The 17,527-nt window shown below is 40.8% G+C and carries 9 protein-coding genes; 6 read left to right on the top strand and 3 right to left on the bottom strand.

Features of this window, described 5'->3' with window-relative positions; all coding sequences use genetic code 11:
* Window positions 1–107: 107 nt before the first annotated feature.
* Both NSTC731_RS24575 and NSTC731_RS24570 read right to left on the bottom strand, forming a co-directional pair.
* Window positions 108–4,055: a helicase gene (locus NSTC731_RS24575; protein WP_445627212.1), complete on the bottom strand. Its 3,948-nt coding sequence runs from the start codon at window positions 4,053–4,055 to the stop codon at window positions 108–110.
* Entirely contained in the window at window positions 4,055–7,249 is a 3,195-nt protein-coding gene (locus NSTC731_RS24570) for a hypothetical protein (protein ID WP_445627211.1), read from the bottom strand. Before NSTC731_RS24570 ends, NSTC731_RS24575 begins: the two co-directional genes overlap by 1 nt.
* A gap of 265 nt (window positions 7,250–7,514) precedes the next feature.
* On the opposite strand from NSTC731_RS24570, the gene NSTC731_RS24565 reads away from it, so the two are divergent.
* Together NSTC731_RS24565 and purH are read left to right on the top strand one after the other, a co-directional pair.
* Complete coding sequence (locus NSTC731_RS24565) at window positions 7,515–8,375, top strand: hypothetical protein (protein WP_445627210.1); 861 nt, start codon at window positions 7,515–7,517, stop codon at window positions 8,373–8,375.
* 163 nt (window positions 8,376–8,538) lie between these two features.
* Complete coding sequence (purH, locus tag NSTC731_RS24560; RefSeq protein ID WP_445627209.1) at window positions 8,539–10,059, top strand: bifunctional phosphoribosylaminoimidazolecarboxamide formyltransferase/IMP cyclohydrolase; 1,521 nt, start codon at window positions 8,539–8,541, stop codon at window positions 10,057–10,059.
* Between the two features lie 338 nt (window positions 10,060–10,397).
* On the opposite strand, the gene NSTC731_RS24555 is transcribed toward purH, so the two are convergent.
* Entirely contained in the window at window positions 10,398–10,802 is a 405-nt protein-coding gene (locus NSTC731_RS24555) for a hypothetical protein (protein WP_445627208.1), read from the bottom strand.
* Between the two features lie 128 nt (window positions 10,803–10,930).
* Between NSTC731_RS24555 and gatB the strand changes: the two genes are divergently transcribed.
* The 4 genes from gatB (at window position 10,931) to ntrB (ending at window position 17,518) form a co-directional block, all read left to right on the top strand.
* Entirely contained in the window at window positions 10,931–12,406 is a 1,476-nt protein-coding gene (gene gatB, locus NSTC731_RS24550) for an Asp-tRNA(Asn)/Glu-tRNA(Gln) amidotransferase subunit GatB (RefSeq protein WP_445627207.1), read from the top strand.
* 664 nt (window positions 12,407–13,070) lie between these two features.
* The gene (gene argJ / locus NSTC731_RS24545) at window positions 13,071–14,333 is read left to right on the top strand and encodes a bifunctional ornithine acetyltransferase/N-acetylglutamate synthase (RefSeq protein ID WP_445632161.1); all 1,263 of its coding nucleotides are present in this window, start codon (window positions 13,071–13,073) and stop codon (window positions 14,331–14,333) included.
* A gap of 829 nt (window positions 14,334–15,162) precedes the next feature.
* A complete protein-coding gene (locus NSTC731_RS24540) occupies window positions 15,163–16,545 on the top strand; it encodes a CmpA/NrtA family ABC transporter substrate-binding protein (protein ID WP_445627206.1) in 1,383 nt (460 codons plus the stop codon).
* Window positions 16,546–16,678: 133 nt separating this feature from the next.
* Window positions 16,679–17,518, top strand: coding sequence for a nitrate ABC transporter permease (ntrB, locus tag NSTC731_RS24535; RefSeq protein WP_445627205.1), 840 nt, complete (start codon window positions 16,679–16,681; stop codon window positions 17,516–17,518).
* Window positions 17,519–17,527 lie beyond the last annotated feature (9 nt).

Here is a 17,527-nt window from a genome sequence, read left to right as displayed (position 1 = left end):
ATAGATCCTATCTCTTCAAGGAGACTTAGTATTTTACGGCATTTGCTGCTTGTCTAAAGAATGCGATCGTCATAGACATCGCTAAGTAATTCCCAAGCGTATATTAACTATTTGTTCTCTGCTTCATCTTCAAGCAGTATGGTGTTCAGAAGATTCAATTCGCTGGATGCCATAAAGTAGCGATCGCTAAAAACTGTTTCTAATTGTGTAAAAATCCGTCTACCTGCCACCGCTACCCAAGGAAATGTTCGATAGTGAGGTACTACAGGGATAATTAAGCCTTGAGGAGTTAGAGAACGTCCTAGCGCACTTCTCCAAGCTTGCGGATCTTCTAACACCTGTTGGCGGATGTCATCTTCTGATTGTTCATTCCAGAAATGGGGATAGTCTAGAGGTAAGCCAATAACTATGTTTTTAGTTTTTAATGCTTGACGTGTGGAAGATTCAATCACAAATCCCTCTTGTTCTCGACTCAATAGTTTATATAGTTCGTTGGCAGGACGTTTGAGTTTTGAAGGAAATTTGAACTTTTTACTTTCGGCAATTTCTTTTAACGATCCTAAAAGACAACTGCTATTTTGTTTAATATCAGCTTTCCATGCTTCAAAGCTAAATATTTCTTCAGTTTGGCGATCGCTCCAATCTTCTATCCAAAAAGGGCCTATACAAGTGAGACTATCAGGTATCTCTAGCGCATCTCTAGATAGTGATGGCAATAAAGAACTCTGAATCCTAGAAACAGCTTTAACCAAAGCTTGTAAAGTTTGATAATTTGCGTATGATTTGGCATTTTTATCTAATGATTGACCTCTCAAGTCAAAATGTTTAAAGATGTTTGCAGTTAACTGCTCGGCTTTTTTCACAATTGCTTTTGCTTCTTGAGGGTGACTATCGCTGATAAAAATTTTGGCTTCACGCAAGAAATCTAATAAATCATCAGACATTAAACGCAACAATTCTTCATCACCAACAGAGCCAACGGGTACAAATGCAATTCGGTTTTTATTAAGTCCTGCATCACCTTTAATGCGAGTATGAATTGTAGAGCGCAACATTACCAGTAAAGTCAATAAATCGCTGGACTGACGCAGCCATAACCTTTTGGGGTCAATATCTTCTCTTTCAATGATGAAATCATTGATTAGCATAACTAACCGTCTATCTTTGTTATCTCCAGAAACTTCCATTCCAGTTTCTGAATCTATATACATTCCTCGACCCCGGTAAATTAATTGCGCGACTTCCATTAAAGCAGCTTCGATATTAAATCGGGGAATTGCAGCTATGATGCAATCTGTTTTGGGGAAAGAAACACCTCTTGCACCTGAAGAAGTCATGAGGAAAGCTCGGACTTCATCGCGTCGTGGCGGTTTGACTAATTTCAATCGCTGATCGGGTGATACACTTTGATCCAAAACCTCCACCTCTCCCCTTTTGAGGAGAGCTTCTTTACCAGTGGTCAATTTTTCCTGTAACTGACGTAGAAAAGCTTTATCTTGAGCAAAGAAAATTAACTGCTCTGCTCCCTTGTGTAAACCATCCTTAATTTCTAAGTAGGCATTTGTTAGCGTTTCTTCTTCTGATTTTTCTCGAATTGCTTGTCTAATTGTCTGCTCTGTGCCGTCACTGTTTTGACCTGGTTTAATGGGCGACAGCCGAATACTGTAATCAATGCTGAGTTTACTGGCGGGGTAGCTATTTGTCATGACGTGTAGCGTTGGGTATCTTCTAGGGCCAATTTTTGTACAAGTCCCTGTCACCCGAAACGCTGCTTCACCTCGACTTTGACTTATTAGAACTTTATCAGGGGCGCGATCGCCTGAGTTCAAAAAGCTATCCAACACAACTTCATTGCTGAGTGAGGCATCAGCCAGAATTAGCACAATTTTAAACGGAGATCGATTTGTATCAAACGGTTTAATAAATTGCTGTTCCAACCATTCTGCTACCTTACGGACAAAGGGCGCTCCTGCACCATCACCAGCTAGTTCATCTACCATGACAACTATAGTAGGAATCCGCGCTGCAAATGCTGAACGTTCATTCTTTCCAGCTTTAGTATCGGCTTTTTTTGCAAATAAGTTGTTGAAGGCATTAACCGTGGTTGATTGATCGTTGAGTGTCCGATAACCTTGAATAGCAGCAGTCATCACTAGCTGATTAACCTGCGGGTTGGCTTCTAGCAATTTGCGGGCTGACTTTGCGATCGTACCCAATACACCAGGACTGTAAAGAGATTCTATGCTGTAATCTCTTTCGTTAAGACGGCGTTTAAAGCGAGTAGAGCCGACTATATTGCAATCAATATCAAGTTCTTGTTCTGGGGTTAGGAAGAAGATACTGCCAAGAGGACGTGTAAGTTTTTCAATACCATCAACAACAACAGCACTATCAATACTATGGGGTGGAAAATTGTTTTGCTCAACCTGTTTTTTATACCATTCAGGAACTGCATCAATCAAATTTCTATTACTGGTGATAGTTAATATCCCTGTGGGTTGCTCGTTTTCTCTAGCAAGTTTGTCGGTAACATCTCGATTAATTACAACTCGCGGACTGAGATAAAAAAATAAGAAGCCTTGAGATTGCTGTTTGAGAAATTTCATCACAGCAGTGGTTTTACCAATACCCGGATTTCCTTCTAAAGCTAAGACATTAATTTTACCGACTTGAGCAGCACTCAGACCGGCAAAAACTGCTGCCTCGTGTACTTGTCGTAGAGGAATTGTTTCCTTGTCAGGATTGATTTTATTGACAAAATTAGCAATTTCTGTAATCGGGTCGCTTCCAAAAAACTCATGTAATGCGTCGTGGTCTTCAATAGATGCGATCGCCTCATCCTTGCTAATTTCACCCATTGGATTGTAGAAGTCCGTCACATTCTCCTGAAAGAGAAAGTGGGAGTATTGACCTAGAGCCGGTTTTTCAGCTAGAGACTTTGCTTGTTCTTTAAAAGCAGACGGTAGTCCTCCTAAGAGCTTCTTAAACACCAAACCAATTTCTGCATCTAGATCGAGTGGCACATCATCATTTGAATGTTTAGCCTTGCAATATGCTTGTCCCAATGATTTCATTAACTTGGCTCTAGTATCTGGTTCAGGTTCCACACCCCAGAATTGAGCAGCAAGACTTTCAATACCATTGGATGTGACAGCGATCGCTCTAGCATGACAACTTCCTTCTAATCGCTTACGTGCGCGTAACACTTTAATCAGGCTATCTGTATAAGATGATGCCTGACAGAGCTTGAATAATGGTTTATCTTGACCGCTAAATGCTGACAGAAAACTTTCCAGCCTTTTAGAGAGAGAAAATTCTTCACCCTCAACCTCTGCACAAACTCTAGAGAAGACGCCTCGTGATTCAATGTAACGTGCATAACGACTTATTTCTTCTGTGTGAGGAGCTTCATTTTTAAAATCTGCAAATTTGATGGGTGCGTTATACGAAAATTCCAGACAGAGAATTAAATTCTCAATTTTTTTGCGTTTTATATCTTTTGGCTGGGAGAAGGCACTTTTAGAGTCTTCAGAGGGTATTATTTCCTCTGTGTTTCTGTGGGAACTAGATTCATTGGACAGCCATAAAATAAAATCGGCTCTGGCTGGTTGTCCTCGCTTGATTAAGTTCTCGTCTAGTTTTGGTAGTTTGAAAGCTTCTTGAAATGCTTTTGCTGTCTCTTCTTTTTCTTCATCCCGTTGCATTTGCTGACTTGGGAGTGTCAACGGACACCAAATTGCTTCTAGTTTAGGTTGTCTAATTTGACTGTGGTTGAGACACTCACGCATTGTTGTCCAACCTAAACCATAGCCGAGTACCAGCAGATGACGCAGCATTGTTTCCACCCATTCTTTGTGATTGGGATCTGTTATTTTGAATGCTTTCACGAGCTGGTGGGAGACATCTGCATTTTTGTGAGATTGCCAAAGCTGAAAAACGTGATTCTCTTTCAAAAGTAAGTTTTGATGAATCAAATATTGTAAAACACCGCGTTTAACAGCAATTTCAAATATTTGCCCCCAAATAGAGGCTCGTTCTAGAAAAGATAATTCCATTACTTTCTGTGCAGAACTTGAGAAACGTGGGTAAGTACAGCGCGATAATTAAGTAATACCTGTCCTTTACGGCGGGTATGAAGAACTTTGACTTCACCAGCCTCTTCAACTGTATTAGGCGATATCCAACTAAATGGATCTAGTACTGGGCTAAGTTGACTTCTGTACACACCTCGTTCAGCTTCAATAAAATGTAAGCCCCGTAGTACAGCTAGTAAGCAAGGATGAATACGAGAGTTTGAATCAGGATTAATCAAATGCTGACGAGCGCGTTCAGTCCAGTTAATATTACTAACTTTTCCATCCGATACTAAGAAATAAATGCAGAAACCAGATTGTAAGCGCTCTTCTGCTTGAATAGCATGAAGCGTAGCAAAAGTATAAACCGGAATTAAATCACGAAAGTAATCTGCCCTAACAGATCGCTGAAAATCTGAATGATCTCCAGCTTGCAAAATTTCAAATGCCGCTTCACTGTAACCGCGATCGCGCAAGCGTGTAGCCGGAAATACATCCCGTATTATTGGATAAATGTTGATATCAGGAAACGTTTGAAAGACTGCTTCTAAAAATTCTGTAGGTATTAAAGAAGAATTGTTATCTGCGGCTCGATTAATGCGGCGATCGCCATAGGCATGAGCTAATAAAATAATATGCTGACATTCTTTAGCTCTAAGGTGACGAATTTCTTCTTGAACTAGGCGTTGCGTTTTCAGTTGTTCTGGAGAATCAAGCACATCAGACTGCATCCGTTCTCTTTTCAGTTCATAACCGATAAACGGTTCATTAACGGCTGTAGCAATATAACTTTGAGTGAGAAAAAGATATGCCTTTTCACTATCATTGGGAAAATTTCCCTCATTACAGGGACGGCTGGCGTATGAAATTAAACCAATCTTGGGGGCTGAATGAGAATCTGGACTACTAATGCAAAGTGGAAACGCACTTAAAAACGCCTTAAAAGTACCAGATTTAATAAAATCTTGGTCTTTTTTGGATTTTTTAACCAGATTATCTAGAATAAGTCCCTGCATTCGGATTGGGGTATCTTCACCTAGTATGGCTTCTAAGGTTTGGGCGGCTGCATAAATATAAGCATCGCCGCTCTTGTCCTTATCTTCATCTAATTGTTTTCCTGTTTCTTGCAGTCGCAGCATTAAGGTTGTAAAGTCAACCGATTTTTCCTTCTGACCACGTTTTTGCAATCGTGTAATAATCCGCCATAAACAACAGTAAACTAGGACAGCAAAGGCGGTAACTGCGGCTGCATGATACTGCTTATTTTCCTCAGAGTCTCTTGTATTCGCTCGTCGCCTCACAGTTTCAACATCGTATTCCACTATGATTGCGGCTGATAATGCCCACCCAGCAAATTGAGAAGCATTTGTAGATAGTTCATAAGTCCATTGACGATCTTCTCCCCTCTGCCAAGAACGAGGAACCCAACAAACTTGGAGGAGTTTCTGCGGTAATATACGCTTTGCCCGTAATTTACTAATTGTATCTTTAGTTTTTAAGTCATACTCGGAAATCTCGGCAGTAACCTTAACCGAAAATAGAAGTCCTGATGTTGCTGGTTGCTCACAAATTTCAATATGTTTGAACCATTCAACTTTTTCGCTAGTATTTTCTTGTGGCTCTACAAGCAACTTTCTCACACCTAATGTTGCCCCTTCTAGGCGATCCCAATTAATGATGCTGCTTTTTACACAGATAAATTGTTGTGAGGAGCGATTTTGAACTTGAGAGATAACTTTTTGGCTCTTGTCCTGTAGTACTTTCTTCAGACCTTTGGCAATAGAAATCATTGACTCGGAGCGTTCTTGTAATTCTTCTAAAGTCTGGCGAATAGCTTTTGTGCCCTGCGATTGAAAATTTGCTAGGAGTTGATTCACAATATCTGTTAGTGATTCTTTAGTTAGTGGTTCCTCGTCCTTTTTGGGAACGACTACTGCCAAAAAGATCAGTTGAGCTAAACGACGACAAATTTCCCAAGGTTTTTGTAAAGAAGATTCATCATTACTCAGTAAATATTCTCTAATTTGATCGAGTCGTACTTCAAAAGCAGGTTTGCCCAATTCTGGATTTTGCCCATTGACTCGAAAACGATAACTTACTTCACGCTCTACTTGATTTTTAGTCTTTTGCTCGAAAATTTGAGTTTTCCACTCAGGCCAAACAGCTAGACAATAATAAAAGGTCGCTTTGCTAAGTTCATCTGCTAAGTCGAACTCTGCTGCACTACCAAAATGAGCCGTTAAATCAACTGTATAGCCTTCTTCTTTAGCAGATTCAACTAGAATAAGTATTCGATTGACATATTCTGCTAAAAGTTGGTAATCTGGGTCACTACTTGAGCGGGCATTTTCTGCGATCGCCTCCATAATCCGAAAGCTAATTGTTAATCGGACTCGTGACAATGCTTCATCATCTAAAAAGTTCAAAAAACGCTGGATTTGGCTATCGTATCGATTTTTTTCTTCTTCCAAAGTTGCGATCGATGAATCCACATCATCTTCATCGTTGTCACATTCGTCTTTCAAATATTGCGCGGCAGCACTGCACATTTGCTCAAAATAATCAGTATTTTCCACTCGTTCGCGTGCAGAAATAACTGTAGCCACAGACTTGTTATCCTTACTATCTCCAGCTTGAAATGCTAGGTGTACGAGATTAGCAGTATGAGCTATATTCTGGAAAGACGTATTTGCTTTTTTAGCAAGATGTTTGAGTTGCTGTTCAGATTGATCTAACAGCAATGTTGATAATAAGCTCTCGGAAGGTACAGCAGTATTGAGTGCTTGGTCAATAGCAGCCATTAATCTATCTACCGCACCAGGTAACTTTGTTAGATTACCATCACTCAAACAACCACCAACGCGCGACTTATCCCCTTTTGCTGGCATCGATAAATTTTGAATAAATCCTCTGTCTGGAGCAGGGTTCAAAGCCTCTCTAAATTGAGGCTGTGCAAATAGCCGATACATAACGGCTGAAGTACTTATTCTCAGGCGTTTATTTTGCTTTTCATCAAATTCAAACAGCTGCATACCTTTAGGGTTTAGCTGGTTAGCATTTGCCTGATTACTGTTAGGATCTATAGCTTGAGCAAGTAACTCTATGACTGTAGCGAGGTCAATAGACGGCTTAAGCGATCGCGGGTCAACGTTAGCGCCAGTACCTTGTGAAGGCATAATTATTTCCTTTGTAATTTTCAGTATTACGACTGCTTCACCTGCTTTAACTTCACAGTTTAGGCAGATGGACTCTATATTTTTTTATCTTAAATGTGTTTAATCTGTCAAGATAGGTATATTTTAGGTTTACAATACTTTTTTAATATTTATTACGTAAATAATTTATATAATGTGTACTTTTGAAAAGAGATAGGAGAATATTAATGAATATAAATTTACAAATATAACTAATGTAAATTTTAATTTTTTCTAAAAACTAAAGATGGATAAGAATAATTTTGAAGCATTTACTAATCTACCAGCATTGAAAAAGAATGCTATTCAAGTCTGTGGTCAAGAATTTATTGATAGCTTGACTAAAAAAGGTATCTATGTAAAAGATCGTCAATTCTGGGTAGAAGTGAATAAAAAGCTAAATATTCCTGATGATGCTTATGAAAGCAAACAGACTAGAGAACAAACAGAACGCGAACAAGTGCTGTTAGAAAATAAAGCTAAAAAGCAAGCAGAAAATGAAAGATTGCTGGCAAATAAAAAAGAGGTACGCAGTGAAAATAGAAAAGAGTGGAAAATTACTGTTTTTGAACTTAACGAATCAGATATTTTTGGTAAGAATTTTATAGCAGAGTGTACTAAAGAACCAGACTTACAAGAAAAAACTTCGTTTTGTAATACTAAAGGAGACGCTTATAGTCAAGCTTGTGATCTTGTAGATCACTTTGAAATACAACAAGAAAGCTTAAGGATTTTTATGGAGCATTACGCAGTCATGAAAGATTTATATCTCATGATTATATACCTTTCGAGTGGAGATCAACATAATCAATACCTTAACAATATCCGTAGAAACTCTAAAGAGAATTTTACTGGCGTTAGCTGTTGGAATGGATTTGACTTTAAAATAATTGATGCTTTAGAGGCGGAAGGATTATTAGAACTTTCGTCAACTAAAAAAAATCTTACAATGAATAAAAAAGGTATGAAAGCTGCAATAAATATTTTACAAAAAATTAATCTTGATGGAGTAGACAGGCTACTAGAACAGCGCAAATATCATGAAGAATATATTAATTATAAGAGTCAATTAGATATTATGGAAGAGCAAGAAGAAGAGGAGGAATAAATGTCACCCTGGCAGAATGTCTGCCATCTATAGCAATATTAATCGATAAAACTGATGACAAGATAGTTATTAACGCTATTATCCTTAATGGTCTTGAACTGAGCCAAGGCTTATGCAAAACTTGAGATCCTTCGCTTCTAGCCTACTTTTAAGGAATCGATCAATGGCGCGTCTAGCCCTGCTGAGTGTATCTAACAAAACTGGTTTAATTGACCTAGCCCGTAGCTTGGTTGAAGAATTCGACTTTGATTTAATCAGCAGTGGGGGAACTGCCCAAGCACTCAAAGATGCGGGACTCCCTGTTACAAAGGTTGCAGATTATACAGGCTCACCAGAAATTTTAGGTGGTCGAGTCAAAACCCTACATCCCCGGATTCACGGTGGAATTTTGGCGCGGCGAGATGTTCCCCAAGATATTACAGATTTGGAAAATAACCAAATTCGCCCGATTGATTTAGTGGTAGTGAATCTATATCCTTTTGAGGAAACGATCGCTAAACCAGGGGTAACATTATTAGAAGCTGTTGAGCAAATTGATATCGGTGGGCCAGCAATGCTACGGGCATCATCGAAAAACTTCGCCCATCTCGCTGTATTATGCGATCCAGCACAGTATGACGAGTATTTGCAGGAATTGCGCCAAAATAACGGCGTAGCTTCCCTAGAATTTCGGCAAAAGGCGGCATTAAAAGGATTTTCGCACACTGCTAGTTATGACCAAGCGATCGCATCCTACCTTGCAGAAGCACAGCAGTACACTCTTAGCGGTACACAATTGCAATCTCTGCGTTACGGCGAGAATCCTCATCAACCTGCCACCTGGTATCAAACTGGTACTACTCCAACGGGATGGGCAGCCGCGACGAAACTGCAAGGTAAAGAACTCAGTTACAATAACTTAGTTGATTTAGAAGCCGCACGCCGAATCATTGCTGAATTCACTGATACCCCAGCCGCAACGATTATCAAACATACAAATCCCTGTGGTACGGCACTGGGAAGTACTATTTCAGAAGCATACCAAAAAGCTTTTAACGCTGACTCTACTTCTGCCTTTGGTGGGATTGTGGCACTCAACCGTCCGATTGATGCGGCTATAGCTAGCGAGTTAACGAAAACATTTTTAGAGTGTGTGGTTGCACCAAGTTGTGACGCGGAAGCTCAAGAAATCCTGGCTAAGAAATCCAACGTGCGGGTTTTGACTCTAGCTGATTTGAGCAGTGGTCCTAAGGATACAGTGAAAGCGATCGCAGGTGGTTTCCTTGTCCAAACTAGCGATGATATCATTGCTGATACTAGTCAATGGCAAGTTGTGACTGAACGTCAACCCAGCGACAGCGAATTAGCCGAGTTGCTGTTTGCTTGGAAAGTTTGCAAACACGTTAAATCTAATGCCATTGTTGTAACTAGCGATCGCACTACACTAGGAGTAGGCGCTGGTCAAATGAACCGCGTTGGCTCAGTTAAAATAGCTCTAGAACAAGCTGGAGATAAAGCTAAAGGTGCAACTCTCGCCAGCGATGGATTTTTCCCCTTTGATGATTCAGTCAAAACAGCCGCCGCCGCAGGAATTACAGCCATTGTCCAACCAGGGGGAAGTTTGCGCGATAAAGATTCTATCATTGCTGCTAACGAACTGGGTTTACTGATGGTCTTAACTGGTGTACGTCACTTTTTACACTAAATCATTGCTTATTGAGTGTGCGGTTTACAAAGTGTCACACTAAATACTTTCTTTATAATTGAAGCAATGATATTATCTAATGGTGTGTGAGGAGCAAGTTAAAAATAAAAAGCGTTTGGGGTGGAAACACGGCAACACTCCCAAGCGCTTTTTAATTTGTCAAAAATTGGATTGCTTGTGCAGTTTTGAAAATATCACTCAAAATACTTGCCATTTGATAGAAGTAGTGATATGGTTTATTTGTGTGTGAGGAGCAAGTTAAGAATAAAAAATGTCTGGGGTGGAAACACGGCAACACTCCCAGGCATTTTTTAATTTGTATATAGAAATTATAGAAATTAATGCTTCCAAAATAATTTCATATTTTTACTTCCAGTTAAAGACAGGAATATTGTTAAAGTTAATCGCGCCATATCTGGTCTCGATTGTCCTGCATACATAAAGCGACGTTTAATCACTCGCGATAAACATAAAAGCCGGGGAAAATCCAAAAAAATTACTGTGTCTGCAACCGACAAACGAAGGTCGAGAGTACCGCCATATTTACCATCCATAATCCAAGATTCTCGTCGGGTTAGGTCTTGAATTATGCTTTGCCATTCAGTTTTTGGAGTCTCAATCCAACCAGGATTCCAGTACCAAGCATCCAAGTGAATCACTTCTAAACCTAAGATGGTTCCCAGTTCGCGGGCTAGGGTAGATTTACCAGCACCTCCAGAACCAATGATTAAGATTTTCTTCACCTTAGATATGCATCTCCCTTTTTAAGCTCAATAGGTAAGCATTGCTCACCCAAATAACCGTCTTCAGGGCAACTCAATACGCCGCTACAATAGTACCCTAAGAAGGATTATGCCGAAATAGTGATATTATGACGACTGCTAGCACTGTAAAAACTGAGTATGAAGCGATTATTGGTCTAGAAACCCATTGTCAACTGAGTACCAATACCAAGATTTTCTCTAATAGCTCTACGGCATTCGGCTCTGACCCCAATACTAACATTGACCCGGTTTGTATGGGTTTACCTGGGGTCTTACCTGTACTCAATCAAAAAGTATTAGAATACGCCGTCAAAGCTGGTTTGGCACTAAATTGTCAAATCGCTAAATATAGCAAATTTGACCGGAAACAGTATTTTTATCCAGATTTACCCAAAAATTACCAAATTTCTCAATACGATCTACCGATCGCAGAACACGGTTGGCTAGAAATTGAGTTGGTAGATGCTGAGGGTAATCCCACTCGCAAACGCATTGGGATTACGCGTCTGCACATGGAAGAAGATGCGGGAAAATTGGTACACGCAGGTAGCGATCGCCTTTCTGGTTCTTCCTATTCTTTGGTAGATTACAATCGCGCAGGTATCCCATTAGTAGAAATTGTTTCCGAACCCGATTTGCGTTCTGGACTAGAAGCGGCTGAATATGCCGAAGAGTTGCGTCGGATTGTCCGGTATCTCGGCGTGAGTGACGGCAATATGGAACAAGGATCTCTGCGGTGCGATGTCAACATTTCCGTGCGTCCTGTGGGACGAAAGGAGTTTGGCACCAAGGTAGAAATTAAAAACATGAACTCCTTTAGCGCCATCCAACGGGCGATTGACTACGAAATTGAACGCCAAATCGCCGCCATCGAAGCAGGCGATCGCATCATCCAAGAAACTCGTTTGTGGCAAGAAGGCGCTCAATGTACAAGTAGTATGCGGGTAAAAGAAGGTTCCAGCGATTACCGCTACTTCCCCGAACCAGATTTAGCACCAATTGAGGTGTCAAATGAACAATTAGAGAAGTGGCGGAGCGAATTACCAGAATTACCAGCTCAAAAACGCCATCATTACGAAAGCGAGCTGGGGCTTTCGGCTTACGATGCGCGAGTGTTAACAGAAGATCGTTCAATCGCCGAATATTTTGAAACTGCGATCGCATCTGGAGCAAATGCCAAAGCTGCTGCCAACTGGATTACTCAAGATATTGCCGCCCACCTGAATAAGCAAAAACTCACTATTACTCAAATCGGACTGACTCCCACCAATTTAGCAGATATCATCACTCGCATTGAAACGGGCAAAATTAGCAATGCTCAAGCTAAAGAAAAGCTACCAGATTTGCTGAGTGGGATTTCTCCTGAAAAAGCCTTTGCCGGTCAAGAGTTAATCACCGATCCTAGCGTACTCGAACCCATCGTTGATGAAGTCATAGCCGCCAATCCCAAAGAACTAGAAAAGTATCGCAACGGTAACACCAATCTCAAAGGCTTCTTTGTCGGACAAGTTCTGAAAAAAACAGGCAAACGTGCCGATCCTAAGTTGACTAACGAATTGGTCGAGAAAAAACTGAACGCCTAGCGATCTATCAAGCTAACTTCGCTGGGTGAGGAAGCAGGAGGGGCAGAGGGGACAAGGGGGACAAGGGGGACAAGGGGGACAAGGGGGAATTATTGAACAATTCTCTCCCTTGTCTCCCCTTTCTCCTTGTCTACCTTGTCTCTTCTCCACACCCAATTCCCAATTCCCCAACTAAGTATTTTCCCGGTCTTGCTTCACACAATCTTCATATAAAAACTGGTGACAACCCTCATACGTAAAATGATATGCTGTGGTAAGTAGATGCACCCTGATGATCTGGAGAGCTGCCTAAGTAGCTCTCTTTTTTATTTTATTTTCGTGGTATTTACGGATAAAGTTCAAAAATTTTTAGAAATAATCTCAATAAATAAGTATTAACCCTTAAAAAGTAAATTAGAGAGATTAGTAAGTAGATGTATCCTAACGATCTACAGAGCAACCCAAGTAACTCTCCTTTTTTTGTTTTTGTTTTTCGTCATAAGAAAGGTAAAAACAATTATGCCAATCGCCAATTGGTGCATTATTATTGCCATCAGCAAATAAACTCACAATAAAAGGGAGTGGGGAGTGGGGAAACTAATAACTCTTGACTCGTAACTCCTAACTCAGCAGTTTTGTAAAGTACAAATTGACCTATCCAACCAGATAGTTGTAAGGAAGAATGATGGCAGATTGGCAAAAAATCACAGGTGGTATCACAGCACCAAGGGGGTATCAGGCGGCAGGAATTACCGCAGGGTTGAAACCTTCGGGGCTGCCAGATTTAGCTTTGATATTCTCCGAGGTGGAAGCGATCGCAGCGGGTGTATTCACCACCAGCCAAGTGAAAGCTGCCTGTGTAGAATATTGTCGCCAACGCTTGCAAGCCAAACAAAGCGCTCGTGCCATCCTCTGCAACGCTGGACAAGCAAACGCCGCCACAGGAACTCAAGGCAACCTTGATACCCTAGAATCTGCTCTGGCAGTAGCCCAAGCCCTAAACATCTCGTCTGAATCTGTGTTATTGGCTTCTACTGGTGTAATTGGTCAAAGAATTAAGATGGATGCTTTGCGAAGTGGGATTCCCAAAGTAGTAGCAGCACTATCAGCAACAGGTTCGGATGCTGCTGCTGGGGCGATTATCACTACAGACTTGGTGACAAAATCTATTGCTTTAGAGACAACTATAAGCGATGCCTCCGGCGGGCTGCGCCAACGCCCAGTAAGAATTGGCGGCATTGCCAAAGGTTCCGGCATGATTCACCCCAACATGGCAACCATGTTGGCATTTGTTACTTGTGATGCTGTGGTTTCGCCTCATCTTTGGCAGCAGATGTTAGCAAGGGCAGCTGATAGAAGTTTTAATTCCATTACCGTGGATGGTGATACCAGCACCAACGATAGCTTAATTGCTTTGGCAAATGGTCAATCCCGCACCCCAGCAATTATAGAATGGGGCGCAGAAGCAGAAAAATTAGAGGCGATGTTAACAGCAGTTTGTCAGCATTTAGCCAAAGCGATCGCTCGTGATGGTGAAGGCGCAACCTGTCTAATTGAAGTGGAAGTGACAGGGGCGCAGAATGAACTTTCAGCCCGACAAATAGCCAAAACCATCGCTGGTTCATCCTTAGTTAAATCTGCAATCTTTGGACGCGATCCAAATTGGGGACGCATCGCCGCCGCTGCCGGACGTGCAGGTGTGCCATTTGAGCAAGAAAACCTGCAAATTAAGCTAGGGGATTTCTTAATGTTAGAAAATGGACAACCTCTGCAATTTGACCGTGCAGCCGCAAGTACTTATCTGAAAAAAGCAGCTGCGGGTGCTTATCTGCAACAGGATACGGTGTTAATCTCCGTTAATGTTGGCAATGGTTATGGTGTAGGTAAAGCTTGGGGTTGTGATTTGAGTTATGACTACGTAAAAATTAACGCCGAATACACTACCTGAACTACTCCCAATTATTTGCGTTGTATTGTTTGCGTTGTATTGTTTGCGTTGTAGAGACGCGATGAATCGCGTCTTTCCCCAAGGATGTAGTTAGATAAGTTTTATCTTGCCAGCATCGTCAAGTACCGTGGCATCATTGCGCTGATGTAAGACTTCTTTTCTGATATGTGGGAAAACAACAAGAACACTAAACTTCGTCACCCAGAACTACGGCTGCTGCTTAAAGAGACGGGGTTTATTCGTGGTATGGAAACGGCAGATAATTGCGATCGCTAGATAATAAATACATCTATTTAGAGTCTTTACTTAGGTCTTCAACTTCCCCAGCCTTACCATCTCGCTGCGCTCCTAAATTATAGGGATAACATAATGGTTGTGATAGATCAAAATTTATAGATGACAATTTACTACTAAAATTTAAGTTATAAAAGAAGTGAAGATAGTCAATCATCAAGTAAACACAATAGTCTTCATAAATAAGAGTTTATATCTTAAAAATTATTCCTATAGTTGAGGATAATAGATAAATTTTTACTTATACATCCAATCTAATATTTGTTTAATAATCTCGATTCCAAGTTAACAATTTCGGCTTCAAAGGCTGTAAACTGATTTCAACAAGGTGAATGATACCTCTGCATCACACTAGAAAAGCAGAGCCAATAATTTAACCGAGTTCTTATATAGGTAGCTATTTCATTCATGAAATGGCTGCGATCGCTTGGCCAAATATAGCTTGATTAATCATTAATGATGCAAGAAACACAAGGTTTTTTGCCTAAATTGTCATAGCTATAAAAAATAACATTTACGTTTTCAGGAGATATTTATGACAGAATTTTTTAATCAAATTTCTCGCCGCAAATTTATCTTCACAGCCGGAGTATCTGCGAGTGCTGTATTGCTCAAAGGCTGTTTGGGTAATCCTCCTGAAAACCTGACTGGTGGAAGCACCCAAGTACAGCCAACTGCTCAAACGGTTGCTAATATTAGTCCCGAACAAACACCAGAAACTACTACAGTCAAGTTAGGATATATTCCCATTGTAGAAGCGGCTCCTTTAATTATTGCTAAAGAAAAAGGATTTTTTGCCAAGTATGGCATGACTAATGTTGACCTTTCCAAACAAGCTTCTTGGGGTGCAGCCAGAGATAACGTAGAAATTGGTTCTGCCGGTGGTGGTATAGATGGCGGTCAATGGCAGATGCCAATGCCACATTTAATTACAGAAGGTTTAATTACCAAAGGTAATCAAAAAATTCCCATGTATGTATTATGTCAGTTAATTACGCATGGAAATGGAATTGCGATCGCCAGCAAGCATCAAGGCAAAGGTATTAGCTTACAACTCGCCAGTTCTAAGTCTTTATTTAAAGAATTAAAATCTTCAACCCCCTTCACAGCTGCATTTACCTTTCCCCACGTCAACCAAGATTTATGGATTCGCTACTGGTTAGCAGCAGGTGGCTTAGACCCAGATGCAGATGTCAAATTGCTCACAGTACCAGCAGCGCAAACTGTAGCCAACATGAAAACCGGAACGATGGATGCCTTTAGTACAGGCGACCCCTGGCCTTATCGCCTGGTGCAAGACAAAATTGGCTACCTAGCAGCATTAACCGCAGAAATTTGGAAAAATCATCCTGAAGAATACCTCGCGATGAGAGGCGATTGGGTTGATAAAAATCCCAAGGCTACCAAAGCAATTTTAAAAGGAATTATGGAAGCCCAACAGTGGCTAGATAATTTTGATAACCGCAAAGAAGCAGCTGAAATTTTGGCTGGACGAAATTATTTCAATCTTCCTTCACCTGAAATACTAGCCGATCCATACCAAGGCAAATATGACATGGGCGATGGTCGCAAAATTGATGATAAATCAATGGCTGCTTACTACTGGAAAGATGAAAAAGGTAATGTTTCTTATCCATACAAGAGTCACGATTTATGGTTTATCACTGAAAATGTTCGTTGGGGATTCTTGCCAAAAGATTACATTGCCAATAATGCTGCTAAAGCCAAGGAACTGGTCAACAAAGTCAACCGCGAAGATATTTGGAAAGAAGCTGCTAAAGAAGCTGGAATTACTACTGCTGATATTCCCACAAATACATCCCGTGGTGTAGAACAGTTTTTTGATGGCATCAAATTTGACCCCGAAAAGCCAGAAGAATATTTGAAGAGTTTGAAAATCAAAAAAGTCAGTATTTAGAGACGCGATTCATCTCTTGTAGAGACGCGATTCATCGCGTCTAAAGATTCATCGCGTCTAAAGATTCATCGCGTCTAAAGATTCATCGCGTCTAGAACAAATAAAAAATAAAATTTGCGGAGAATACAGCATCATGACACTCGCCCAAAAACGCCCTGCAAGCCCTAAATTTAGTAATAGCTTTATTTCCAATCTGCAAAAGCAATTTCCCGATCTGATCCCACCAGCGATCGCGATCGCCATCTTCCTGATTATCTGGCAACTTTTCGCTTGGATTCCGGGAGCCACATTACCAGGGCCAATACAGGTTATCCAAGACACTTGGGTTTTGATTTTCTGGCCCTTTTATGACCGAGGTGGCATTGATAAAGGTTTATTCTGGCAGATTCTCGCTAGTTTACAACGAGTTGCCATCAGTTATACCCTAGCTGCGATCGTTGGTATTGCTTTGGGTATTTTGATTGGGGTGAATAAAACCATGTCCAAAGCATTAGACCCCATCTTTCAATTACTGCGGACTGTACCACCTCTAGCTTGGGTTCCCATTTCTTTAGCAGCTTTACGGCAAAACGAACCAGCCGCCTTATTCGTAATTTTCATTACGGCAATTTGGCCCATCTTAATTAACACTGCTGTTGGCGTTACCCAAATTCCTCAAGATTACAACAACGTCGCCAAAGTTCTGCAACTTAGCCGCAAAGAATATTTCATTAATATTTTGATTCCGGCGGCATTACCCTATATTTTTACCGGCTTGAGAATTGCGATCGGTTTAGCTTGGTTAGCGATTATTGCTGCTGAAATTGTCATGTCCGGTATTGTCGGCATCGGATTTTTTATCTGGGACGCTTATCAAAATAACAACGTCAGCGAAGTAATTTTAGCTCTAGTTTACATCGGTGTTGTTGGCTTAGTGCTAGATAAAGCAATGGCTTGGCTACAAAACAAGATTTTACCAGCAGAACAGAAATAGTGAATGGGG

Source organism: Nostoc sp. DSM 114167 (assembly GCF_052692655.1).
Note: the sequence above shows the minus strand (reverse complement) of the source record. Positions and strands in the feature narration are given on the sequence as shown.